At 42.4% G+C, this 22,490-nt stretch carries 19 protein-coding genes; 11 read left to right on the plus strand and 8 right to left on the minus strand.

Going from position 1 to position 22,490, the window contains the following annotated elements:
- The first annotated feature begins 47 nt into the window (after window positions 1-47).
- Both B1K52_RS06935 and B1K52_RS06940 read left to right on the plus strand, forming a co-directional pair.
- On the plus strand, window positions 48-1,274 hold the full coding sequence (locus B1K52_RS06935) for a hypothetical protein (protein WP_077306673.1): 1,227 nt from the start codon (window positions 48-50) through the stop codon (window positions 1,272-1,274).
- 86 nt (window positions 1,275-1,360) lie between these two features.
- Complete coding sequence (locus B1K52_RS06940) at window positions 1,361-3,151, plus strand: solute:sodium symporter family transporter (RefSeq protein ID WP_077306675.1); 1,791 nt, start codon at window positions 1,361-1,363, stop codon at window positions 3,149-3,151.
- Window positions 3,152-3,296: 145 nt separating this feature from the next.
- Here B1K52_RS06940 and B1K52_RS06945 read toward each other — a convergent pair whose 3' ends face one another.
- The 3 genes from B1K52_RS06945 to B1K52_RS06955 all read right to left on the minus strand — a co-directional run bounded on the left by B1K52_RS06945 (window position 3,297) and on the right by B1K52_RS06955 (window position 8,415).
- A complete protein-coding gene (locus B1K52_RS06945) occupies window positions 3,297-4,289 on the minus strand; it encodes a glycosyltransferase family 2 protein (protein WP_256855861.1) in 993 nt (330 codons plus the stop codon).
- Window positions 4,286-5,992 carry a DUF6044 family protein gene (locus B1K52_RS06950; protein ID WP_077306679.1) on the minus strand — a complete coding sequence of 569 codons (1,707 nt, stop codon included), beginning with the start codon at window positions 5,990-5,992 and terminating at the stop codon, window positions 4,286-4,288. The genes B1K52_RS06945 and B1K52_RS06950 overlap by 4 nt, the downstream gene beginning before the upstream one ends.
- Window positions 5,993-6,060: 68 nt before the next feature.
- Window positions 6,061-8,415 (minus strand): putative bifunctional diguanylate cyclase/phosphodiesterase, encoded by a 2,355-nt coding sequence (locus B1K52_RS06955; protein WP_077306681.1) that lies wholly within the window; start codon window positions 8,413-8,415, stop codon window positions 6,061-6,063.
- A gap of 112 nt (window positions 8,416-8,527) precedes the next feature.
- Between B1K52_RS06955 and purT the strand changes: the two genes are divergently transcribed.
- Window positions 8,528-9,691 (plus strand): formate-dependent phosphoribosylglycinamide formyltransferase, encoded by a 1,164-nt coding sequence (purT, locus tag B1K52_RS06960; RefSeq protein ID WP_077306683.1) that lies wholly within the window; start codon window positions 8,528-8,530, stop codon window positions 9,689-9,691.
- Window positions 9,688-10,029 carry an avidin-fold protein gene (locus B1K52_RS06965; RefSeq protein WP_077306685.1) on the plus strand — a complete coding sequence of 114 codons (342 nt, stop codon included), beginning with the start codon at window positions 9,688-9,690 and terminating at the stop codon, window positions 10,027-10,029. Before purT ends, B1K52_RS06965 begins: the two co-directional genes overlap by 4 nt.
- A gap of 169 nt (window positions 10,030-10,198) precedes the next feature.
- Here B1K52_RS06965 and B1K52_RS06970 read toward each other — a convergent pair whose 3' ends face one another.
- Entirely contained in the window at window positions 10,199-10,867 is a 669-nt protein-coding gene (locus tag B1K52_RS06970) for a DUF4396 domain-containing protein (RefSeq protein WP_256855863.1), read from the minus strand.
- A gap of 199 nt (window positions 10,868-11,066) precedes the next feature.
- Between B1K52_RS06970 and B1K52_RS06975 the strand changes: the two genes are divergently transcribed.
- On the plus strand, window positions 11,067-12,392 hold the full coding sequence (locus B1K52_RS06975; RefSeq protein ID WP_077306687.1) for an MFS transporter: 1,326 nt from the start codon (window positions 11,067-11,069) through the stop codon (window positions 12,390-12,392).
- On the opposite strand, the gene B1K52_RS06980 is transcribed toward B1K52_RS06975, so the two are convergent.
- Together B1K52_RS06980 and B1K52_RS18410 are read right to left on the minus strand one after the other, a co-directional pair.
- Window positions 12,389-12,742 carry a hypothetical protein gene (locus tag B1K52_RS06980; RefSeq protein WP_077306689.1) on the minus strand — a complete coding sequence of 118 codons (354 nt, stop codon included), beginning with the start codon at window positions 12,740-12,742 and terminating at the stop codon, window positions 12,389-12,391. The two genes, B1K52_RS06975 and B1K52_RS06980, sit on opposite strands and share 4 nt — an antisense overlap.
- Window positions 12,743-12,926: 184 nt before the next feature.
- Window positions 12,927-13,844 carry a methyl-accepting chemotaxis protein gene (locus B1K52_RS18410; RefSeq protein WP_077306691.1) on the minus strand — a complete coding sequence of 306 codons (918 nt, stop codon included), beginning with the start codon at window positions 13,842-13,844 and terminating at the stop codon, window positions 12,927-12,929.
- Between the two features lie 406 nt (window positions 13,845-14,250).
- On the opposite strand from B1K52_RS18410, the gene B1K52_RS06990 reads away from it, so the two are divergent.
- Both B1K52_RS06990 and B1K52_RS06995 read left to right on the plus strand, forming a co-directional pair.
- Complete coding sequence (locus tag B1K52_RS06990) at window positions 14,251-14,934, plus strand: AzlC family ABC transporter permease (protein ID WP_256855864.1); 684 nt, start codon at window positions 14,251-14,253, stop codon at window positions 14,932-14,934.
- A complete protein-coding gene (locus B1K52_RS06995; RefSeq protein ID WP_077306695.1) occupies window positions 14,931-15,254 on the plus strand; it encodes an AzlD domain-containing protein in 324 nt (107 codons plus the stop codon). Before B1K52_RS06990 ends, B1K52_RS06995 begins: the two co-directional genes overlap by 4 nt.
- Before the next feature lie 39 nt (window positions 15,255-15,293).
- Here B1K52_RS06995 and garD read toward each other — a convergent pair whose 3' ends face one another.
- Window positions 15,294-16,823 carry a galactarate dehydratase gene (gene garD, locus B1K52_RS07000; RefSeq protein ID WP_077306697.1) on the minus strand — a complete coding sequence of 510 codons (1,530 nt, stop codon included), beginning with the start codon at window positions 16,821-16,823 and terminating at the stop codon, window positions 15,294-15,296.
- 122 nt (window positions 16,824-16,945) lie between these two features.
- On the minus strand, window positions 16,946-18,304 hold the full coding sequence (locus B1K52_RS07005; protein ID WP_077306699.1) for an MFS transporter: 1,359 nt from the start codon (window positions 18,302-18,304) through the stop codon (window positions 16,946-16,948).
- 530 nt (window positions 18,305-18,834) lie between these two features.
- Here B1K52_RS07005 and B1K52_RS07010 point away from each other — a divergent pair.
- The 4 genes from B1K52_RS07010 (at window position 18,835) to B1K52_RS07025 (ending at window position 22,081) form a co-directional block, all read left to right on the plus strand.
- Complete coding sequence (locus B1K52_RS07010) at window positions 18,835-19,647, plus strand: amino acid ABC transporter substrate-binding protein (protein WP_077306701.1); 813 nt, start codon at window positions 18,835-18,837, stop codon at window positions 19,645-19,647.
- Complete coding sequence (locus B1K52_RS07015; RefSeq protein WP_077306703.1) at window positions 19,634-20,332, plus strand: amino acid ABC transporter permease; 699 nt, start codon at window positions 19,634-19,636, stop codon at window positions 20,330-20,332. Before B1K52_RS07010 ends, B1K52_RS07015 begins: the two co-directional genes overlap by 14 nt.
- 12 nt (window positions 20,333-20,344) lie before the next feature.
- The gene (locus B1K52_RS07020) at window positions 20,345-21,091 is read left to right on the plus strand and encodes an amino acid ABC transporter ATP-binding protein (RefSeq protein ID WP_077306705.1); all 747 of its coding nucleotides are present in this window, start codon (window positions 20,345-20,347) and stop codon (window positions 21,089-21,091) included.
- A gap of 222 nt (window positions 21,092-21,313) precedes the next feature.
- Entirely contained in the window at window positions 21,314-22,081 is a 768-nt protein-coding gene (locus B1K52_RS07025) for an SDR family NAD(P)-dependent oxidoreductase (RefSeq protein WP_077306707.1), read from the plus strand.
- The last annotated feature ends 409 nt before the right edge of the window (window positions 22,082-22,490 follow it).

The raw sequence follows: 22,490 nt of genomic DNA on the forward strand, positions 1-22,490 counted from the left end.
ATTTGTGCCATAATGATAGCAATTATGCAGAAGAAAAGGAGTTAACCATGAAAGAACTATTAGAAAAATTAAAGCAATTTCTTCCGCCATTCGTACAGGTTGAGGAAGCGGGAAACATGCTGCTTCTTTTAACAGAGGACAAAGAACAGTGCGGTATCATTGACCTAGATACTGAAGGTAAGCTGATTGGATTTGACTTGACAGTTGAGCTGCCCGATAAGGCAGGAACTGAACCTGTATTGGCAGCAAACCAGTTTGCATCAGCTTTTTATCCGGAAGCGAACCAAACGGTCCAGATAGAGGAATATGAGGATCACGCAGTTATTCGTTTGGCAGAATCTGATCCCAAATACCATTTGCCGATTCCAAGTACAGGGCTGACTGCAGAAGTGCATCGTTCTGGCTATATAACAGCAGCACAATTATACAAACATACATATACACTGCTTGATAGAAAAGAGCCGGTGACAGTCGCAACTGCCAAAGAGAATCTGCTGAAAGAATCACCGATCATTCTAACAGTGGCAGATGGGGCTGCTGTTTATCAGCTTTTCGATCAAGCAATCGGCGTTCGCGCCGATGGAACGGCCCTTTACAGTGAATTGCCACCCGTGTTAACTGATATAAAAGAAACAGAAGGGAAGGAAGATTGGACGGCTTTAATGGGACTTACGGAAACATTTGTTAACTATTATCAGGAAGAGGAAGAAGGATTGCAGCTTTGGGCAGAAAAAGAGCTGGTTGAAGCACATAGCATAGAAGATATACCAGATCAGGTTGCTGTTCGTAAAAATGAGGAAGTGATTTTCTATTCAGGTGCGACCCCGTGGCAGAAAGATGAATTGTTAACGGAAGAGGAGCTACAGCTGCAGGCGGTTCGATTCCTATCTTTGGCTGCTGAGGAAGAGGAACCATGGAAGCGTTGGAAGCTAGCTGATGCAGAGCCGGCTGCCGACGCCGCTATTGAGGATGAACTAGAGCCAGCATATATTTTTCAATTTCAATATGTATGGGACGATTATATCGTTGATGCTGTGACGGCTAGCGTTCATGTAGGTATGTATACAGGTCTTATTAGAGAGTGCATTATCGATAGATTGCCGCGTGCTATAAAATCTGTGGAGAAACTGCTTCCGATTCAGCGTGCAAAAGAACAGCTTCGGGATGCATTGCAGCTGCAGTTAGCTTGGATTGCGTTACAAGATGAGAATCTTTATGAGCTGGCATATGTACGAACAGCACCAGATTCGGTGAACGTGCATACAAATTTGTAAAAACAGGTTTTCCAATGCAAGAAATCGGTTACTTAATAGATGCCTAGGTAGTTTTCAGGCCTATCTTCTACATAAAGGGTGATTGCATGTTCAGTATTGGTGAAATTATCTTTATCCTGGCAACTTGTGCTATCTTCATGGCATTAGTGGCAGCAGTATCATATTACATGACAAAGGGAAATGTTGGTTCAGCTGATGAATATTTCCTGGCTGGACGTGGTTTAACAGGAGTGTTTATTGCTGGATCGCTTGTACTAACTAACCTATCAGCCGAGCAGTTGATCGGTTTGAATGGTCAAAGCTTTGCAAACAACATGTCAGGGATGGCGTGGGAAGTAACAGCTGGACTGGCTGCCATCATTATGGCTATTTTCCTGCTCCCGAAGTTTTTGGGAATTGGTATTTCCACAGTTCCAGAGTTTCTGAGCAAACGCTATGATGAAACAGTCCGTCGTATGACAGTAATTCTTTTCCTTCTCGGCTATATGTGTGTAACAATACCTTCCATGCTTTATTCGGGTGGTGTAGCCGTCCTTCAATTATTTGATCTTCCTGAACTTCTTAACATTACATATACACAGGCATTGTGGCTGACAATCTGGTTCGTTGGAATAATTGGAGCAATTTATGCTATTTTCGGTGGATTACGTGCTGTAGCAGTATCCGACACATTGAATGGTATCGGACTTATTATCATCGGTTTTCTTGTTCCGATACTTGGTTTTATCATGCTTGGTGATGGGAGCATGGTCCAAGGGATGAAGCATATTGTCCAAAATAGCCCGGAGAAACTAAATGCCATTGGCAGCAGTGATGATAATGTTCCTTTCTTCTCCATTTTTACAGGTATCCTATTTGCTAACCTGTTCTACTGGGCGCTGAATCAATACGTTATTCAGCGTGCATTAGGTGCAAAAAATTTAGCAGAAGGACAGAAGGGCGTGCTGTTCACTGGTTATCTGAAACTGCTAGTGCCAATTTTTATGTTGCTTCCCGGTCTGATTGCATTCCATATGTACGGTGATTCTATCAGAGATAGTGATTTGAGTTATCCGACATTAGTTAGTGACGTGCTGCCAATTTGGATGCTTGGATTCTTCCTTGCTGTACTGTTTGGAGCAGTTTTAAGCAGCTTTAACTCAATACTAAACAGTGTGGCAACGCTGCTTGTCCTGGATATATACAAACCTGTATTTAATCCGGAAGCCTCTGACGATAAACTCATCAAGGTCAGCAAGATACTCGGCATTTTCATTGCGCTCGTATCCTTCTTTGTTGCACCATTCTTGATGTACGCACCCAATGGATTATGGAATTTAATCCGCCAATTTACAGGGTTCTTTAATATTCCAATCCTTGTCATTGTCTTAATGGGGATGCTTTTCAAGCGAATTCCTTCCATGGCAGCAAAAGTGGTCATTGGATTCCACGTTCTTGCGTATTACATGATGGTCTGGGGTTTCCGACAGATTTTCGATTGGGATCCAGGAATCAATTATATCCATGTATATGGCATCTTGCTGGCAATTGAAGTGGTCTTTATGCTAATTATGGCAAAAGCGAAACCGCTTCAAACAATCAAGCCGGTCTTCTACGCTGAAAATGGGGAAGATCATCTGGTTCCTTGGAAGCATGCTATTCCTGCTTCTATCACACTGATTATGGCTATCTTACTTGTTTACGTTGTCTTCTCTCCAATTGGATTGGCTTATGAGAATGCTGCAGTGTCGAACTGGTTTTGGCCGTCAATTGCCGTCCTTGTTGTTGCCAATATTATTCTATATATTGTTTCCCTTAAATTTTGGCATAAAAAGTACAGCAGTTATGTAGAAAAGCAGACAGAAGCTGCTAGGGAATCACGGATTAGCGGAGATTAACAAGAATAGAAAGCAAAAAAGCCACTCAAAGGAGTGGCTTTTTTCATGCTGCTGAGCACACAGCAGCAAACAAACAGAAATATTTTGGGGGTATCCTGTTTGTAAGATATTCTAACAGAAAAGCGGACCTAATGCAAAATAATTGTTAAGTCTTTGTAAATTTCGTTGTGCCTATTGGATGTATTTGCTCCAGTGTAGAATCGATTGAATACAGTGGTCGTTTTTTAACTTCTGCAAAAATAGTACCAATATATTCACCAATAATTCCGATAGCCATCAGCTGAAGGCCGCCAAGAAGCCAGATAGAGATAATTAGCGAGGTCCAGCCTGCATCGGGATTGCCGAATAACTTCTGGAAGGCAGCATAACAAGCGGCAAGCATGCTAATTAAAAACAGGGTAAAACCGATTGCAGCAATCAAGCGTATTGGCGCGACACTAAAAGATGTAATACCCTCAAATGCAAAGCTAAGCATCTTCTTGAGCGGGTATTTTGTTTCGCCAGCAAGACGACGTTTTCTTTCATAAGGAACGATATCAGACTTAAATCCGATTTGTGGTATGATGCCGCGCAGAAATAATTTTGATTCTCCATAACGGCTTAGCTCATTTAGCGCCCGCTTGTTTAGCAGCCGGTAGTCAGCATGATTTGAGATTAACCGAATGCCAAGCGTATTCATAAACCGGTAGAAGAGGGCAGCGGTATTGCGTTTAAAACTAGTATCCGAGGTTCGATCATTCCGGACGCCGTATACTATTTCAAATCCTTCAAGATAACGCAGCACAAATGTCCGGATAACCGAGATGTCATCTTGCAGGTCAGCATCCAGTGTGATGACACAATCTGAATAATGTTTGGCATGCATCATCCCGGCAAGAAGTGCCCGCTGATGACCAGCGTTAGCCGCAAGCTTGATACCGGTAACAAGCCGGTTGGCTAGGTGTTCGATTTTAATCAGCTGCCAAGTATGATCCTTGCTGCCGTCATCAACGAAGAGGATTGTGCTCGCTGGAGAGATGAGCTGTTCTACCATTAGGGAAGCCAAAGTTGAACTAAGCTTAGCGCAAGTATTGGTCAAAATTGCCTCTTCGTTATAGCAAGGAATTACTAAGGTCAGTACAGGTAATGTAGAAGTCAATGTATTCCCTCCTTTGATTGCACACGATACAGATGGATGCGCCATGCTGAATCGGGGTGATCGAAACTCCGCTCGAATTGCAGGTTGTTGGCTGCAGCATTCTCAATTGGAACGGAGGAAACGATAAAGGCACCACCTAAATCATGTAATGCTTGCGTGTTTAACTCAAGATTTTTGATAGTCTTGCTAGTATGCTTACGGAAGTCATAATGTTTGCCTAACTCCGCAGAGTAAACGTATAAGCGGCTGCCCCATTCATCAAAATACCGTTTTAGCTGTTTATCTTTTGCAAGTTCACCAGCAATTACTTCGCGGAATTGGTGCTTGTATGCGAGTGGTATGATGTTATTGTATGTATCCACTGTATAAAACCCGTTATACTGCGCAATGGCAGGATGCAGACCAATACTTGCTACCTTATAGGAGCTTTGGGGCAGATCTATATAATCGCGAATCTCCTGAAACTGTTCGACGGCATAAAATGCTCCCACGGAAGGTGCTTGCTTATAGCGGTAAACAATCTCTTCATTTGATAAAGCCAAAACGACTAGCTGCAGGCAGAGAATTAGATAAACCAATCCGCGTATGCTACGCCTGCCAAGCTGCCATAACAAATAACAAGCCAAGCCGAAACTAACGTAGATAACGAGTGGACGCAGAAAATGGAAGCGAGCGAAATTGAATGCAGATAACAAATCGAGATGTTCTTTTGGTAACTTCCATATTTTATTAAACCAAAGGGCATACCAAAAGGAGAGAAGCAGGTTTAACCCCGTCAGACCAAGATAAATATGCATGGGTCTCGTGCGTCTTTTTGTGAAAAGAACGAGCAGCAGTGCAATAATGAGCACGGGAAGTATGATAAATGTATGAAGCGTCATCACATGATTGTGTCCTAGCAAAAAGTTTTTCTGAAATAAACGAAGTGTTTGGGAAAAGTCTTGTCTGGAAGAGACAAACTCTACCCGATGCATTGTCTCAGAGCCGGCTATCATCGTGTAGACGAGTCGATAATCCGTTGCGAGAAAAACGGTAGTCATCCAGATTATGCTGAACAAAAAGACAAGATTGAGACGACGATATCGAATGAGATCGATTAGCCAAATGATTCCCATTAAAGCGAGGAAAAAGAAAAAGCCAAGGACGAAACTCGCATAGAAGGGAAGCAATGTAATGGCAATCCAATGTCTCCAGGTTGCTTTCTGAGCCCGTATGGATAGGAAGGCCCACAGTGCTAATGGATGTCCCATTGTACTAAGCATTCCTGACGGCCAGAAAGGTGTAAGTGCAAAGGCAAGTGATACGAGAGCAACAATCCAATGCGCTTTTTCATTCCGGATTATGTGCGTACGAAGCAGCAAATACATGCCCAGAAACGCAATCAGTCTCGTGAACAGCTGGCTGATTCCATAAGCTGTCATTGTCGGAAACCAGGTATGTAACCAAACGATGAGTGTCCATTCTGTACCAAGAGCGTCTCTTGGCAAACCGCCAATTATCTGTGGAATAACAGCATGAATTCCGCCAAATAACTGTCCGCTTTCGGCAAGTACTTTATACCAGGCCAGGTTGGAGTCGAGATTATCGTGGACGCGGATATGAGCTTGATCTCCAAGTAAAAACAGAGGGGAGACAAAGATAAGTATCGCTGCCACACTAAGCAGGATCGCTTTTCTGTTTGCATACGTCCGCACAAGTTCCACTTCCTCTTCGGGTATTGGCTATTAGTATGCTGGAACAGGCTGAGGCTTATACAAAAATACCCGCTGGCTTAATGCCAAACGGGTATTTTTTCAATATAGAAAGCTTCAAAGTCAGCTTGCGGCAGTGGCTTGGAGAATAAATAGCCCTGCACCTCTGTACAGCCGAGTAAACGAAGCTTTTGAAGCTGTTCTTCAGTCTCGACGCCTTCGGCAATCGTGTGAAGCTGCAAGTTATCAGCCAGTGATTGGATGGCAGCAACAATCGTCTGGTTGTGCTGAATATGCTGGATAAACGTTTGATCAATCTTGAGAATATCAACCTTGAGCTTATCCAAATAGCTCAAGGAGCTGTAGCCAGTGCCAAAATCATCAATACTAATTCGGACACCTGTCTCCCGCAGTTTCTGCAAGATCGTATTAATTTTCGCTTCATTTTGCATGACAACACGTTCGGTGATTTCAAGCTCCAGTAAGTGGCCTGAAATATTATAATGATGCAGACAATCACAGAAAAAGGTGGAGAAATCATCCTGTAAGAAAGTACTGACTGATACGTTGATTGAGATGCATGGAATTGTGTTTTCTGCTGCAGGTCCCCAGTCTGCCAAACAAGCCATAACACGTTCAATGACACTTCGTTCTATTCCAACAATTAGGCCGCTTTCTTCCGCAATGGGAATAAAGACATTTGGGGGTATGAATCCGCGCTCTGGATGGTTCCAGCGAAGCAGCACTTCAGCCCCTGTTATTTCTCGTTTGAAACTATGGAACTTAGGTTGAAAATACAGGTCGAATGCTTGTGTCTCAATCGCTTTCTGTAATTCATGTTCTATCTCAAAGCGAAGTACTTGTTTCTCTGCCATTTCTTGATGAAACACTGTATAGCCATTTCCGCCATTTTCTTTCGTTTGGTACATCGCGATATCAGCATACTTATATAGATTATCCATATCCTCTGCGTCTGTCGGATAGGAAGCAATCCCAATACTAGCTTGTAAGACGAGTTCGTATTCTTGGATACGCATTGACTGCTGAAATTTCTTAACAATTGTTTCCGCGATTTGAGTAGTCTGGTCACCCGGAACAATCAGCAGGAATTCATCTCCGCCGACCCGGTGGACTGTGCCGCTGCCATCGAGTATTTCTGTAAGTCTATCAGCCGTTTCTATTAGCACTTCGTCACCAAAAGAATGGCCAAAAATATCATTAATGCGCTTGAAAAGGTCGTAATCAATGAGCATGATACTGAACGGTATTTGTTTTTTGGAATATTGCTGCATTGTCTGCTGCATTAATCGGCGATTCGGCAGCCTAGTTAAATCATCATGATAAGCAAGAAATTGAATTTGTTTTGCGGTTTCTTTTGTTTGAGACGTGTCTTTCATCACGAGAAAGTAACCAACAACCTGCTGCCTAATAATAGTTGGTATAGCTGTGACATGCACATCAATTTGTTCACCGGAACGCTGGACGAGCAAGGTATCCCATTGTTGAGGGCTGCCGTTTTTAAGAATTGCGAGTTTTTCTTGAAAGTCTTCCTTATCAGGAAACAAAGATGCTGCATCCAAGCAATGAATAGAATCATTGTCAAAGCCTGATAAATGTGTGCTTTTCTTATTTGCATGCTTAATCTTATTGTTCGTTTCGACAGCAAAGACTGCATATGGGTTATCATCAAACAACGATTGATAGAGCTGATGCAACGTCAGCAACGTCCGGTTCCTGTAAAGCAGTGGTATAACGGTTAGGAATATATTTATAAACAAGACGATACCTATGGGCAGCAGGAATAGTAGTCCTCCATCTTCAGTAGAAGGAGAAGAAATAAAGGCAGCGAAAATACTGTAACCTAACCCTGTAATGGCAATACCAGTCATGAAGCTTCCTGCTAACAGAGTGAATTTACTCCATTTTATTTGTCTTCTATTTGTATACATGTTCAAAAACCGGAACAAAGAGAAGACGGTGGATTGGGTCAGCGCTATCGTAACAATTACTTCGGCTGGATTGGCCTGAATCTGGTCTGCGTACAAAGTTAACGGTGTGAACACATAGAGCGAATAGATAATAAAGGCCAATAAGATGCTGAGCAGCAAGTTATATTTTGTGTTTTCAATAGGAATGCGAATCATGCGTAATGTGATGGCGCCGCCCATTGTGCTTACGAGGAAACTGATGAGAAAAAACAGTCCTGAGGCATGCTGCAATTGATCGGCATCTATCGATAAAATAAATAAGAAGGTTGCCAATGCACCGCTCACACCTGTCAAGGCAGACACCATGACTACCTTCCAGGCGGTTACTCCTGTCCGCATCATATGCTGACTCACATATAATACAACCAAAGTAAGAACACTCAGCAGCATAACGCTGATAATAGTATAGATAAGGTGGATACCAGGAATGTCGATGAACGAGAACACTTTTTTCCTCCTAGAAATACAGTTGCGGATTACCTGTTTTGTACAGGCATGGTAACATAAGCATATCAGATAAAGCCGAATTATGGCTGTATAATTTTTAGGAGGCGATTGAATGTTTCAAACGAAAAAAATGCTCTTACTTGGATCTGGAGAATTAGGAAAAGAAGTTGTACTGGAAGCGCAGCGGCTCGGACTTGAAACAATAGCAGTTGACCGATACGATGGAGCGCCAGCAATGGCTGTTGCTGATCGAAGCTATGTGATTGATATGCTGGATGCTAGTAAGCTAAGACAAATCCTCGAATGGGAAAAAGCAGACTTTATCGTTCCAGAGATTGAAGCAATCGCTACAGATGAATTAATTGAGTTAGAGAAAGAAGGATACCATGTCGTGCCGACGGCCAAAGCGGCACAATTGACGATGGATCGGGAAGGTATTCGCCGATTTGCCGCGGAAACATTAGATGTGCCAACGGCTGCCTACCAATTTGCTGATACATATGAAGAATTCCAAGCAGCAGTAGAAGAAATCGGGTTTCCATGTGTAATTAAACCGTTGATGAGTTCATCAGGTAAAGGGCAGAGCGTTTGCCGCAGTAAAGAAGATATCGAGTCTAGCTGGCAAATGGCAATGGAAGGAGGAAGAGTGCAGAAACCGCGTGTTATTGTTGAAGAATTCATTCGATTTGATGCAGAAATTACACTGTTAACGGTTAGAGCAGTAAATGGAACGTACTTTTGTGCACCGATTGGGCATGAGCAGGAGAATGGCGACTATGTGGCTTCCTGGCAGCCGCATCCCTTGTCAGATGCGCAGCTGGAGGAGGCGCAGGAAATAGCTGAACGGGTAACAGCAGGACTAGGCGGATATGGATTGTTTGGCGTAGAGCTCTTTCTTGCTGATGACCAAGTATACTTTAGTGAAGTTTCGCCGCGACCGCATGATACAGGTATGGTGACGATGGCAACACAGCAGCTGTCTCAATTTGCTCTGCATATACGTGCAATTATGGGATTGCCAATCACAGAGATAAAATTGATGAAGCCTGGTGCCACAAGCCCATTGAAGGCGGATGCCACATTTGACTCTTACCATATATCCGGAATGCGAGAAGCGCTGCAAGAGCCGGAAACCCAAATTTGGGTATTTCGCAAACCGAACACAACTGTCGGTCGTCGTGTTGCAGTTGTATTATCAGCTGCAGACACAGTTGAGGAAGCGAAAGAACGCGCGGAGCGGGCTCGGAAGCAGCTAAGAGTGGATAGTGAAAAATGAATTATCATAATCTGACATTCCGAGCTGTTGCTAATTCGGACAACGGAGAAGTATCCAGTCAAACGACTTTTCATTACCGACAGGAAGGTCAAATCCTCACAGCTGCTTATCGTGGCGGTTCAATTCTAGAAGGCAGGCTAATTGGTCTGGCAGAGCCAGATGGCAAGCTGCGATTTCGTTATCATCATATTAATAAACAGGGTGAACTGCGCAGCGGGCAATGTTTGTCGACACCAGAAATCTTGCCAGATGGCCGAATTCGGTTGCATGAGCAGTGGGAATGGATGTATGATGACGAATCCCGCGGACACTCGATTGTGGAACAAGTGGTCGAGTAAATGAGGTGAGATGCTCTCTGTTTATAAAGTGTATATAAGCGATGACAGAGAGAGGAGTCGTGTATGTAATTTTAGGTATCATTTGTCTCTTAGCTAGATGCAATTCAAATAGCGCGTCGGATGAACAATCAAGACACGGAAACAATACTAACATTGTTTCCGTGTCTTTTTACATGCTGTGCTTTATACCTTTTCGCACCATAATCCAATTGACTGGATAACTTGTTGCAAAGCCGATAATCATTGCAATTTGCATCATAAACCAGAAAAGGAAGCTATTTGGGTGCAAACCATTAAACAATACAGCGTGTGCTATATACATAAAACCAAACATACCTATTTCAAATGCAATCAAAGAAAGCGCATCTGTCTTGACTGCATCCCTGATATGGCTGTCTTTTTTCTTGTTCATTCCCAAGCCGAAGTATTGAAAAAGAATACCGAACAGAAAGGCGAGAATAAATTCTACTGCATAATCTGCATACAGCGTACTTCCTGCAATTGTAAAGCCTGTCCAAAATACAATTGGAGCGCCAATTATGTCACCTAATGCGCAACCGCCGCTGCAGTGTGTGGTGGAAACAAATACCTGCTGCCAAAATGGTTTGTCAGTATGGTGCATGTCACCATCCATATCCTGTCCTTTTGCCATACTATCCTTTCGGCCAATTTTGTAGTAAGCCCAAATACCGATAAAGGGAAAATAAACACCAATCATGGGCCAAACGATATACATGATTTTCATCATCTGGCGATGGATGCGGAAATCAAGCAGTATGAGCATTGCTTGGAGTACACCTATTAAGATAGCAATTAACGCGATAGACTGTAAGTTCAAATTATATCATCCTTTAAAAAAATTAATCTCTTAATAATCTACCCATCTTGCTGCCTTTAAAAACGGAAGCAGTAAATAGTGCAGACTAGCAGTTATCGTGGCACAGCAGGTTACGCATGTGAGGGGGCTGTTAATTTTTTGTAAAATGACACCTGGATGTTCGAGCTTACGGTATAGTGGAAGAAAAAGGAGGCTTCTCATGGAAAGTAAACGTGACGTGCAGTCAACAAAGCGAGGCAGCGGACTCGGTTTTCTGCTCTCGCTGCCAATCTTATCTTGGGCGTTATATGATTTTGCCAACACAATCTTTTCATCTAATATTACAACAGTCTTTTTTCCCTTTTATGTGACGGACACAATCGGAAATACGGAGGAGATGCAGCAGCTCGGTAATACACTGATTGCCTATGCGAATGCATTAGCCAGTTTCTTTCTTGTTATCTTCTCTCCTTTATTTGGCGTTTGGATTGATCAAACAGGACGCAAACAGCGTTATATTGTGCGGTTTGCGGTAATCTCTATTATCTCTACAATCTTGATGGGCGTGTTTGCGGGATGGGGTTTAGATAGATTGCTATTTGGATTACCAATTCCGTTTATTGCCACTGTACTAGTGTTTGTGCTGGCTAAGTTTTTCTATAACAGCAGTCTTGTATTTTATGATGCGAAGATAAGTGATTTGGTACCAAGGGAACGATTATCGACTTTATCTGGATTTGGAGTGGCGGTAGGATATATCGGTACACTTGTTGGGCTGCTCGTTTATTTTCTGATGGATTTTGGTTACGAATATGTATTCCTGGCCACAGCTGGACTATATCTAATCTTCACCTTACCTTTAGTATTTTTCCTTAAGGACAAGCAGCCAAAACAGAAAAATGTGCGAGTCAGCATATGGAAGGGGTATAAAGAGATTATTACCACATTCAAAGAAGTAAGCAAGCATCGCACGATATTTCGATTCATGATGGCTTATTTCTTTGTCAATGACGCAATTGCTACGACAATAGCTGTTATGAGCGTTTATGCGGTTTCAGTGGTTGGTTTCAGTTCTGGTCAATTTATCTTGTTATATCTTGTTTCAACTGTGACTGCAATTATTGGCTCCTTCTGCTTTGGACAAATTGCAAATAAGATTGGTGCACATCGGTCGTTTTCATTCGTTGCCTTGGTGATGATCGTTGCTTTAACAATTGGTGCATTGGCAACCGCACAATGGATGTTTTGGGTTGCTGGGGGGCTTTTTGGAATTGCTCTGGGATCTGTTTGGGTAACATCAAGAACACTTATTGTGGATCTGTCCCCAGCAGAGAAGCAAGGGCAGTTTTTTGGGTTGTTTGCATTTTCTGGAAAGGTGTCTTCTATTATTGGACCTGTAATTTATGGGAGTATTACACTGGTGCTGAAGGATTTGGGGGACTTGGCAAGCAGACTGGCTCTTACCTCACTCATTTTACTTACTATCATAGGCCTAGTCGTACACGTAACGACCAACCGGCGTGCAGATTGGATAAAGGCGCGTTAACGCGCCTCCCATTCATCTAGAGAATCTACAAAAGCGCCGGAAAAATGGACACTTCTTGCAATATTAAAAAGTTGAACTTTTGCTAAGATGGAAATTGGATTGATGATGACAATGTTCTTAAATCCGAGCTCATCATATAATTCGAAAGCATCCGCAATCTTATAAACCAAATCCTGTTTTACCACATCTAAATTGCTAACATCGACGATTAGGTCATAGTCGGTAGCTTGGATTAATCCGAATGCTTCATATAGCTTTTCCATGAATGCCACGGATTCATCATTCTTAAAGAAACCTTCTGCTGTGATAAGAAGGACTTTCTTTTTGTCATCAATCTCAAATTTATACATACTTTATTACTCCCCAAACGTCATTCCTTAACGGGACTTAGCGTACTAGCTTTGTTGATTTATGTCAATTAACCAAGCATCCGCTATTATGCCTTGATTATATAGCATACAGAGATAAAGGTGTAGGTATATTGTACTAGTCTGTTTTTATTCAAAAGGAAAAAGTGCCTAGCGACGCCATTCTCTAGATCAGCAAGGCGAGTTCATTTGCTTGTTTATCCAGATTTTGAGCGGCTTGCTTCAGGATATAAAGTTCTTCTATAACCTCCTGTACGCGTTTTTTTCCTTCCTTGCTTTGATACTGTGCCTGATGCGTGCCTGTTTCCATTTGCTGAATATGCTGCGTCATCCCACTAATATTGGCTTGCGCTTGTTTTGTTGCCTCCGATGCGTGTGAAGCCAGTTTCCGTACTTCTTCTGCTACGACGTTGAAAGCTCTGCCATGTTCCCCGGCATGAGCAGCTTGGATAGCTGCATTTAGAGCAAGCAGATTTGTTTGGCTTGCAATATCTTTTATAGTCTGGACAATCTTTTGAACAGAGTCAGCATGCTTGGTCAGAGCTTCGATTGCTTCCTTATTAACTGACGTTATAGAAACCATGTCATCGATAGAATCTGCTGCGCGGTTATTTTTTTCAATCCCGGAATCAGTTCGAACGCGAAGATTATTTGCCATCTCCTGCAAATCGGAGGTGATTGTTTTTGTGCCGGTTTCTCTAACTGTAATATCCGTTGCAATTTTTAAAACAGCTGATACCCTGCCTGTTGTGTCTCGGACGGGCATGTAAGTAGCTTCCAGCCAGATTACGTCCCCATTTTTAGCAATCCGCATGATCTTATCCTGAAATGTTTGGCCGCTGCGCAGTTTGTTCCAGAAGCGTTCATAATCAGTGCTTTGGTTGAAATCAGGTGCGCAAAATTGCCGGTGATGCATTCCTGTAAGTTCTTTCCGTTGATAGCCAATTGTCTCAGCGAAATGTCTGTTTGCCCACAGTACCTCACCATATGGAGTAAATTCAATCATCGCTAAGGATTCCTCTACTGCTGCTAAAACTGCCTTATTATCTAGGACTTGAGTTGATTCTCTTATAATGTTTTCCATTTATTATCTCCTGTTATATAAAAATATATGTACGCTTCTAAAACACTTAGTAATAATTTTCAAGTTAGCTAAGAAATATTACCCAAAATATAACGAAAAAAACATCTGACGGCAAAATAGTAATAAAGCGTGCTCTATTTCAAGAAAGGTTAATGGGGAAAAGTAATCAGGTTCTATATTTATTCTAATCTTACAAAGGGTAAGTGAGTTATTTTGAGTAAGTGTACTATTATCATATAGGATAAAGATGAAATGAGGTAGAAGAATGACTCTATAGTCGTCACGAAAGCGTATTTCAACAACTTCTGCTCTTTGATATACTATCCTTCATAGAGAAAAGGAACGGATAAGACAGAGAGGGGTGGCAGGAGTGGAAGTTATAGGGAAGGCAGGGGAGAAAGTCCGATTGGATTTTAAGCAAGGGGTCAAGGATTGTATCCCGACTTTGCTAGGCTATATCAGTATTGGGATTGCTGCAGGTGTAGTCGGTGTTGCAGCTGGTATGAGTGCATTGGAAGTGGCACTGCTGTCTATTCTCGTATACGCCGGTTCTGCTCAATTCATCTTTGCAGCATTATTGCTGGATGGGAGTCCGGCAGCAGCTATTATTCTAACAACATTTATTGTAAATCTGCGTCATTTCCTGATGAGTGCAACATTGGCGCCTCATTTTACACGTTATTCTGTTGGACGCAATATAGGAATTGGTATTCTGCTGACTGATGAGACATTCGGTGTGGCAGCTGGTAAAGTGCAGCAAAAGCAGCGTATGTCAGTGAGCTGGATGAATGGATTAAATATAACAGCGTATCTATGCTGGATTATTGCATGTATAGCAGGTGCATTATTCGGCAACTGGATTGCAGAGCCGGAAATGTTTGGCCTTGATTTTGCACTAACAGCGATGTTCCTTGCTTTGCTCGTTTTGCAGCTGGATGCTATTGACCCTGTAAATATAAAGCACTATTTAAAGCTTGTCCTCTATATTGCTGTTCTAATGTTGATTTTGTCTTGTTTCATGAGTTCTCATATGGCGGTGCTGCTGGCAACGATAATCGGCGCAACGATTGGAGTGATAACAGAAAAATGAGTATTTCCATTTCCATGCTGTTACTCATCGCTGCTTGTGCAGCTGTAACTGCATTGCCGCGCATCTTGCCGTTCCTTATTATTCGGAACCTCAAATTGCCTAATCAAGTTATGAAGTGGTTAGGATATATCCCCGTCTGCATACTAACTGCGCTAGTTGTATCCAATTTTATTGAAGAAGGAGAGCCAGTTTCCTTTGATTGGCAAACAATCACCATAATGGTTCCAACCATATTGTTTGCCATATGGACAAAAAGCTTGTTGCTAACTGTGTTATTCGGCATGTTGCTAATGGCAGCTTTGCGTTTCTTTATGGGATGAAAAAGATCCCGCGGCCGTCGCCCCGGGACCTTTCAGTGTTTAAGTAACTGGAGCTGGATTAAACAGAGCGAGGTCATTGTGAACGCCCCAATGATCAGCCCACGTTTGTTTTTTACCACTAGCTACATCAAGGATATAATGGAAAATCTCCCAACCTACGTCTTCCAAAGTTGCCTCGCCAGTAGCGATGGTGCCAGCGTTTATGTCAATCAGATCACTCCACTGCTTTTTTAAGGCAGTGCGGGTTGATATTTTTACAACTGGAGCCATGGAGAGGCTATAGGGTGTTCCTCGCCCAGTTGTAAACAGCTGTAGGTGGATGCCGGAAGCCAGCTGCAATGTTCCGCAAATAAAGTCGCTCGCAGGAGTAGCGGCGAAGAGTAAGCCTTTTGTATTTGCTCGCTCTCCAGGCGCAAGTACATTGGTGATTGTACTTTGACCAGACTTAGCAACTGAGCCAAGCGCTTTCTCTACTACATTGGATAACCCGCCTTTTTTATTACCTGGAGAAGGATTAGCACTTCGGTCGGCTTGACCAGCAGTTAGATAACGATCGTACCAATCCATTTCATGTACTAGCTTTTCAGCTACTTCTTTATTGGCGGCACGTGGGGTAAGCAAATGAATGGCATCTCGCACTTCTGTTACTTCGGAGAATAGCACAGTAGCACCAGCGCGTACCAGTAAGTCAGATGCATAGCCTACGGCAGGATTTGCCGTAACGCCAGAGAAAGCGTCGCTTCCACCGCATTGTGTACCAATGACAAGCTCAGAAGCAGGACAGGTTTCGCGTTTCCGAGTATTCAGTTTAGCCAGTTTCGCTTCTGCTTTCTCCACGATTTTTTCTACCATAGCATGAAATCCCTGCTGATCCTGCAGCATGATGATGTCTTCATTCTTTCCGCTTGGATTGACACGTGATGGAACGAGTTTTTCGCATCCTAATCCGACAACAAGTACTTCTCCTCCGAAGTTCGGATGCTGTGCTAAGTTCTGTACCGTTCGTATTGGGATAATTGCTTCCGGTGCCTGGATGGCCACACCGCAACCGTACGTATGATGCAATCCTACAATGTCATCAACAGATGGATACTTAGGTAAGATCTCTTGTTTTAAGTGTTTAACGGCGTGATCTAACACACCAACAACACACTGTACGCTCGTCATGATACCAAGTATATTCTTGGTACCTACTGAACCATCTGGGTTTCTGTAGCCTTCAAATGTATACCCTTCTAAAGTTGGTTGAGGACTGGCAGATTCGGGCGATAAGGAGAGCTGGTCAAGCGGAGGAGGGGTAGGTGTGAGTACATGCCCTTCCTGTACCCAGCTTCCGGTTGGTATATCACTAATAGCATGTCCAATCACTTCTCCGTAACGGATAATGGCATCACCCATCTTAATAGGAAGAAGAGACAGCTTATGCCCTTGGGGAATGTGTTCTTGGATGACGATGCCAGATGGAAGAGCTGTACCTGCTTTAAGTCCGCCATCCGAGACAGCAATAGCTACATTGTCTTGCTCATGAACTTTAACAAAGTGAGGGGTGGTTACAGATTTCACATGTATTCCTCCTTATTTGTAAGCGATTTCAATTGTAGGCAATAAAAAAGAATCATCTATTGTTGTTTTGTTTAATTGTATGACAAATGAACTTTTCTGTCAAGATAAAATAAAGATGCAGCCGAAACTTATCCAGCTGCATGCTCTAATCGTTTTGCATAGACCGCGGACAAACTAAAAGTGATGCCAGTAACAGTCAGGATAATCATTAATGTATGAAAACCAGCCAGTGAGAGATCCGCGCCAAAAACAATAGCTAATACTACAGAAGATAGAATCGACCCAATATACCGGCAAGTTTGGAAGAGTCCTGAACTTGTTCCTGTAAGATGGTCAGGCGAGGCATCCAGCATGGCGGCTTGTAAGGTAACATTTCCAATTCCATAGCTGATACCGAGGAATATGAGTGTAACAGACAGGTTTACGAGTGTAAGATGCTGTGAAATTAGAACAAGAACAGCAGGTCCCCCGAACATAAGCACACCCCCAACAATCGTGGGCATGCTTGTGCCAGAACGGTCGATCCAGCGCCCCATTAGGAAGGCGACAAGTGTGCTGGCCCCTGAAAGAAAAATCATCATTAATCCGCTTGTTTTGAGACTAAAGCGCATCACATCTTGAAAGAAACTTGGCAAGCCAAAAAAGAGGCTGTAGTTAAATATATTCAATAAGATAAATTGGATGTAGACAAGTGTAAGGCGTTGGTTAGTCCGCAGCAATCTTACGTCGATAAATGGATGTGCTGCTTTTAATTCCCTCAGAAAAAACGCTGCAAGAGATACAACTCCTACACCAAGCGGTACCCAATGCAAACCATGCTCGAAGGAAAGCAGAAAATAAAGTAAAAAACTCATCCCAATAGCAAAGAATGCGATGCCAATACTGTCAAGCTGCTTCCAAAAAGCGCGAAGAGTGTAATGTGTTGTTTCTGGATCCTTCGGAACGGCAAACCAAGTTAATAGGAAGCTAAGCAAAATAAATGGAGCATTCACAGTGAAAATTGCCGGCCAACCGCCAAAGTCAATCAGAAAACCGCCTGCAGTTGGCCCGAATGCCAGCATGGAAGAAGTAAAAATCGACAAGATGGCTAAAGCAGATGCTTGCTTTTCGTGAATATGCTTTCGAACTAGTGCCATACCGGCCGGGTAGATGGCGCTGCTGCCAACAGCTTGGAACAAGCGCATTCCCAGGAGAACCATGAATGTTCCTGCGAAAGGGGCACCGACTGTGGAGACAGCAACAAGCAAGAGACCAATCAGCAGCATCTTACGCCGCCCGATTAAATCGCCGACTTTGCCGGCAATGGGAACAACGATGGCGCTGGCAAGATAATAAGTAGAAATAAGCCAGGAAACAGTCGCAAAGCTTAGTGAGAAATCATGCTGAATGCTGTGCAAAGCTAAGGAAATCATAGAAGAATTCAGTGGATTTAGCATCGTGCCGGTTGCAATAGCTGTTAGGAAGAGGCCGCGCTGCTTTTTATTCATTTGATTATCTCAAAGCATGCTTTTGATAATGGTTTACTAATAAAGGCAAGGTGATGTGCTGCTTGATGAGTTTTTTTGGTAACACTAGTTGTAACTTCTGTGTTTTTAGCTGTGAATGATGATTGATTAATCCTGGTTGGATTGCGCATGTATAATACCTCCAAATTCTCTCTGCTGTTTAATGTGACCAGTTGATGGGGGAAATACACATGCTTCTTGTTCATATGTGTAGCATTTCTTAATCGGTAAATACTTTTATATATCTACAGCCAAAAAATCACGTTTAAAAGACATGTTCAAACAGCTGATTGGGTACAAGGTAAAAGAATAAAAAACAGGCTGCTGTTAATTATCCTGCTACCTGGAAAGTTGTTAAATAAGTCTGCATGACGGCTCATTGATGCGTTTATACTAATTAAAAGAGTGCACGTACAATCCTGATTAAAATACTCAGACTTATTTCTTTACTTTTCCTGATGTTGGCCTTACACTGTTGAAAGTTAAAAATTATAGAAAAGGGCGTTTTGCACATGAAAAAAGCACTATTAGGTTTGTTGTTTATGTCGATATTCGCAATTCTTGCTGCTTGCGGAAACGGGGATGATTCTGCTTCGGATTCCAATGACAACGGCAATCTCTGGCAAGAAGTGAAAGATGAAGGAGTAATTACAGTTGGAACGGAAGGCACATACGCACCGTTCACTTTCCATAATGATAACGGTGAATTGACTGGCTATGATGTAGATGTCATGAATGCAGTCGGCGAGCATCTTGGCGTGGATGTGAAGTTTGAGGAAACACAGTGGGATTCCATGTTCTCTGGTTTGAACAGCGAACGATTTGATGTTATTGCGAACCAAGTAGGTAAAGGAGAAAACAATGAACGTGTGGATCAATATGATTTCTCTGATCCTTACACGAAGTCACAATCTGTCGTTGTAACGGCAGCAGATAATACTGACATTACTTCTATTGAAGATGTAGAAGGTAAAACTTCTGCGCAATCACTGACGAGCAACTATAATGCCCGTGCAGAAGAGGCAGGAGCGAACATTGAAGGTGTAGAAGGTTTAGCGCAATCTATTCAGCTAATTGAGCAAGGGCGAGTTGATCTGACATTTAACGATAAATTGGCAGTGCTTGATTATCTGAACAATACAGAAAAAAATGCGCCTGTAAAGATTGCTTTTGAAGCTGGAGAACCAACAGAAACGTATTTCACTTTCCGTAAAGGCAGCGGTGAAATTGTTGAGCAGTTCAATAAGGCACTTGATGAAATGCGCGAAGATGGTACGTTAGCAGAAATTTCGACGAAATGGTTTGGCGAAGATGTTAACAAGTAATATGGTACTCGGCGGGATTGTCATCCCTTGGGAGCTCATGCAGCAGTCATTCTGGCCGATACTGATTGAGGGGATCAAGGTAACGATCCCCTTGACCCTTATTTCATTCTTTATTGGTATTATTATTGCACTTATTACAGCATTAGTAAGAATCTCGAACATTAAGCCATTAAGGTGGATTTTTAATATCTATGTGTCAGCTATTCGAGGTACTCCGCTGCTCGTGCAGTTATTCATTATCTTTTATTTGCTGCCAGAATTAAATGTAACACTTGATCCGTATCCGACAGCAATTATTGCTTTTTCTCTAAACGTCGGCGCATATGCATCAGAAATTATCCGAGCATCCATCCTTTCCGTACCAAAAGGACAGTGGGAAGCAGGCTATACAATCGGGATGTCTTACCGGAAAACGTTATTCCGTGTCATATTGCCGCAGGCGTTACGTGTCTCGGTCCCGCCATTGTCCAATAGCTTTATCGGCCTAGTGAAGGAAACATCGTTAGCATCACAAATTCTCGTAACCGAGCTGTTTCGTAAATCACAACAGATTGGTGCGACAAACTTAGATCAGATTGTTTATATTTATATTTTGGCTGCCTTCATTTATTGGATTATCTGCTTCATTCTATCACTGGCACAGCATCAGCTTGAACGCAGATTAAACCGCTACACAGTAAGGTGAGGAGGGTTAGCTATGTTTGCGGTAAAAGGTCTAAAGAAAACATTCGGAAATAATACCGTACTAAAATCCATTGATATGCAAGTGGATAAAGGGAAAGTCATCGCCATACTTGGGCCATCTGGATCGGGAAAAACAACATTGTTACGCTGCCTAAATGCGCTGGAGATTCCAGATGAAGGCATCGTCGGTTTTGATGATCATAAAGTAGATTTCAGTCAAAAGGTGAAACAGCAAGAGCTGATTCAGCTTCGCCGTAAATCTGGAATGGTTTTTCAATCGTACAATCTGTTTCCGCATCGTACAGTACTGGAGAACATTATGGAAGGACCGGTACAAGTACAAAAACGAGACAAAAAGATAGTCAGAGAAGAAGCGATCGAACTGCTTGATAAAGTAGGGCTGAAGGATAAAAAAGATTTGTATCCGTACCAGCTTTCAGGAGGACAGCAGCAGCGTGTCGGTATTGCCCGAGCGCTCGCTATTAAGCCTGAACTCATGCTTTTTGATGAACCAACATCTGCACTTGATCCCGAATTAATCGGAGAAGTACTGCGTGTTATGCGAGATCTGGCTGATGAAGGCTGGACGATGGTTGTTGTTACCCATGAGATTAAATTCGCACAGGAAATTGCCGATGAGGTTATCTTTATCGACGGTGGTGTCATTGTGGAGCAAGGAGTACCAACTGAAGTGCTCTCCAATCCGAAAGAAGAACGCACCCAGCGCTTCCTGCACCGTATATTGAATCCGACAGACTAAATAAAAACCGAACTTATGTAGATTCTTAATGAGGGTTTACATAAGTTCGGTTTTTTTGTGAATCTTATTACGAATACTTTACTGCATTAACAGTCGAAAATTCTTTCGTGCGTTAGGAATCAATTAACTAAGAAAACGCATATTAAAGCAAATTGATTGAAAAAGGTAACTTAGTTACCGATAATAAGTATGAAGGTACATATTCTGAAAGGGGATCTGAACATGGAATTCAACAACAAAGTCGTACTTATAACTGGGGCAGCTGGTGGTATTGGCATCGCAGCTGCTAAAAAATTTGCAGCAGAAGGAGCTAAATTGGCACTTGTAGATCTCTCTCAAGAAGCATTGGAAAAAGCAGCAGCAACCATTGATGGAGAAAAAATATTGTTAACTGCTAACGTTGCAAAAGAAGAAGACGTAGAAAATTACGTTCAAAAAACAAAAGAACATTTTGGCCGTATTGATGTCTTCGTTAATAACGCAGGAATCAACGGCGATTTTGGAAATATTGTAGATTCTTCAGTAGAGAATCTTGAAAAGGTATTAAGTGTAAATGTAGTAGGTGCTTACCTAGGAATGAAGCATGTTCTGAAGGTCATGACAGAGCAGAAAAGCGGCGCTGTTGTAAACACAGCTTCTAATGGCGGATTGCTTGGCGCACCTGGTATGAGTGCCTACATCGCATCGAAACATGCGTTAATCGGTATCAATAAAACAGCAGCATTGGAAGTGGCTGACTATGGCGTACGCGTAAATGCTGTTGCGCCGTCTGGTGTAGACACAGCAATGATGCGTTCTATCGAAACGAATGCAGCCAAAGGAAATGAAGAAGAAGCAAGAAAAGGCTTTGAAGCTAGCGTACCAATGAACCGCTATGCAACAGCTGAAGAGATCGCTGATTTGATGCTTTTCCTAGCATCAGATAAAGCGGCATTCATTACTGGTTCTTATTATCGAATTGACGGCGGACAAGGAACTACATCTGCATAACAAGAAGAGGCTAGGATAATAGTGTTTTAGCTGTGTGAAAATCCAAACAACGCTGCTATTCATCGCAGTATTGTTTGGATTTTTTCTTACATAAGAGGAGTGTAGGACACAGCTTCGGAAATACAGATCGTTCTGTCTCTTGAATTTAAACAAACGTTTATTCAAAAAAGAAAAAGAGAGCGGGACAAAACAGGATTAATTCATCCTAAAAGCGAACGATAACTAGATTCGTACTTTTTAATACAGCTCTCTGACGACTGCTACTTTCCAACTTTAGCTGTTATCGTCAGACAAGAATGGCTTTTGAAGTAGACACCGACAAGAAAATCGCTATCTTTTTCGAGGAGTCTACGTACTCTGCCTACACGAGTGAAGATTTTCTATAACAAAAATCAGCGTAGGAAATACA

This window comes from Terribacillus halophilus (genome assembly GCF_900162685.1).
Lineage (GTDB): Bacteria > Bacillota > Bacilli > Bacillales > Amphibacillaceae > Terribacillus > Terribacillus halophilus_A.

Bases quoted from the DNA above. Each gene is read 5' to 3' on its own strand.
- B1K52_RS06935 (WP_077306673.1), top strand. From the start codon at position 48: ATGAAAGAACTATTAGAAAAATTAAAGCAATTTCTTCCGCCATTCGTA.
- B1K52_RS06940 (WP_077306675.1), top strand. From the start codon at position 1,361: ATGTTCAGTATTGGTGAAATTATCTTTATCCTGGCAACTTGTGCTATC.
- purT (WP_077306683.1), top strand. From the start codon at position 8,528: ATGTTTCAAACGAAAAAAATGCTCTTACTTGGATCTGGAGAATTAGGA.
- B1K52_RS06965 (WP_077306685.1), top strand. From the start codon at position 9,688: ATGAATTATCATAATCTGACATTCCGAGCTGTTGCTAATTCGGACAAC.
- B1K52_RS06975 (WP_077306687.1), top strand. From the start codon at position 11,067: ATGGAAAGTAAACGTGACGTGCAGTCAACAAAGCGAGGCAGCGGACTC.
- B1K52_RS06980 (WP_077306689.1), bottom strand. From the start codon at position 12,742: ATGTATAAATTTGAGATTGATGACAAAAAGAAAGTCCTTCTTATCACA.
- B1K52_RS18410 (WP_077306691.1), bottom strand. From the start codon at position 13,844: ATGGAAAACATTATAAGAGAATCAACTCAAGTCCTAGATAATAAGGCA.
- B1K52_RS06995 (WP_077306695.1), top strand. From the start codon at position 14,931: ATGAGTATTTCCATTTCCATGCTGTTACTCATCGCTGCTTGTGCAGCT.
- B1K52_RS07005 (WP_077306699.1), bottom strand. From the start codon at position 18,304: ATGAATAAAAAGCAGCGCGGCCTCTTCCTAACAGCTATTGCAACCGGC.
- B1K52_RS07010 (WP_077306701.1), top strand. From the start codon at position 18,835: ATGAAAAAAGCACTATTAGGTTTGTTGTTTATGTCGATATTCGCAATT.
- B1K52_RS07015 (WP_077306703.1), top strand. From the start codon at position 19,634: ATGTTAACAAGTAATATGGTACTCGGCGGGATTGTCATCCCTTGGGAG.
- B1K52_RS07020 (WP_077306705.1), top strand. From the start codon at position 20,345: ATGTTTGCGGTAAAAGGTCTAAAGAAAACATTCGGAAATAATACCGTA.
- B1K52_RS07025 (WP_077306707.1), top strand. From the start codon at position 21,314: ATGGAATTCAACAACAAAGTCGTACTTATAACTGGGGCAGCTGGTGGT.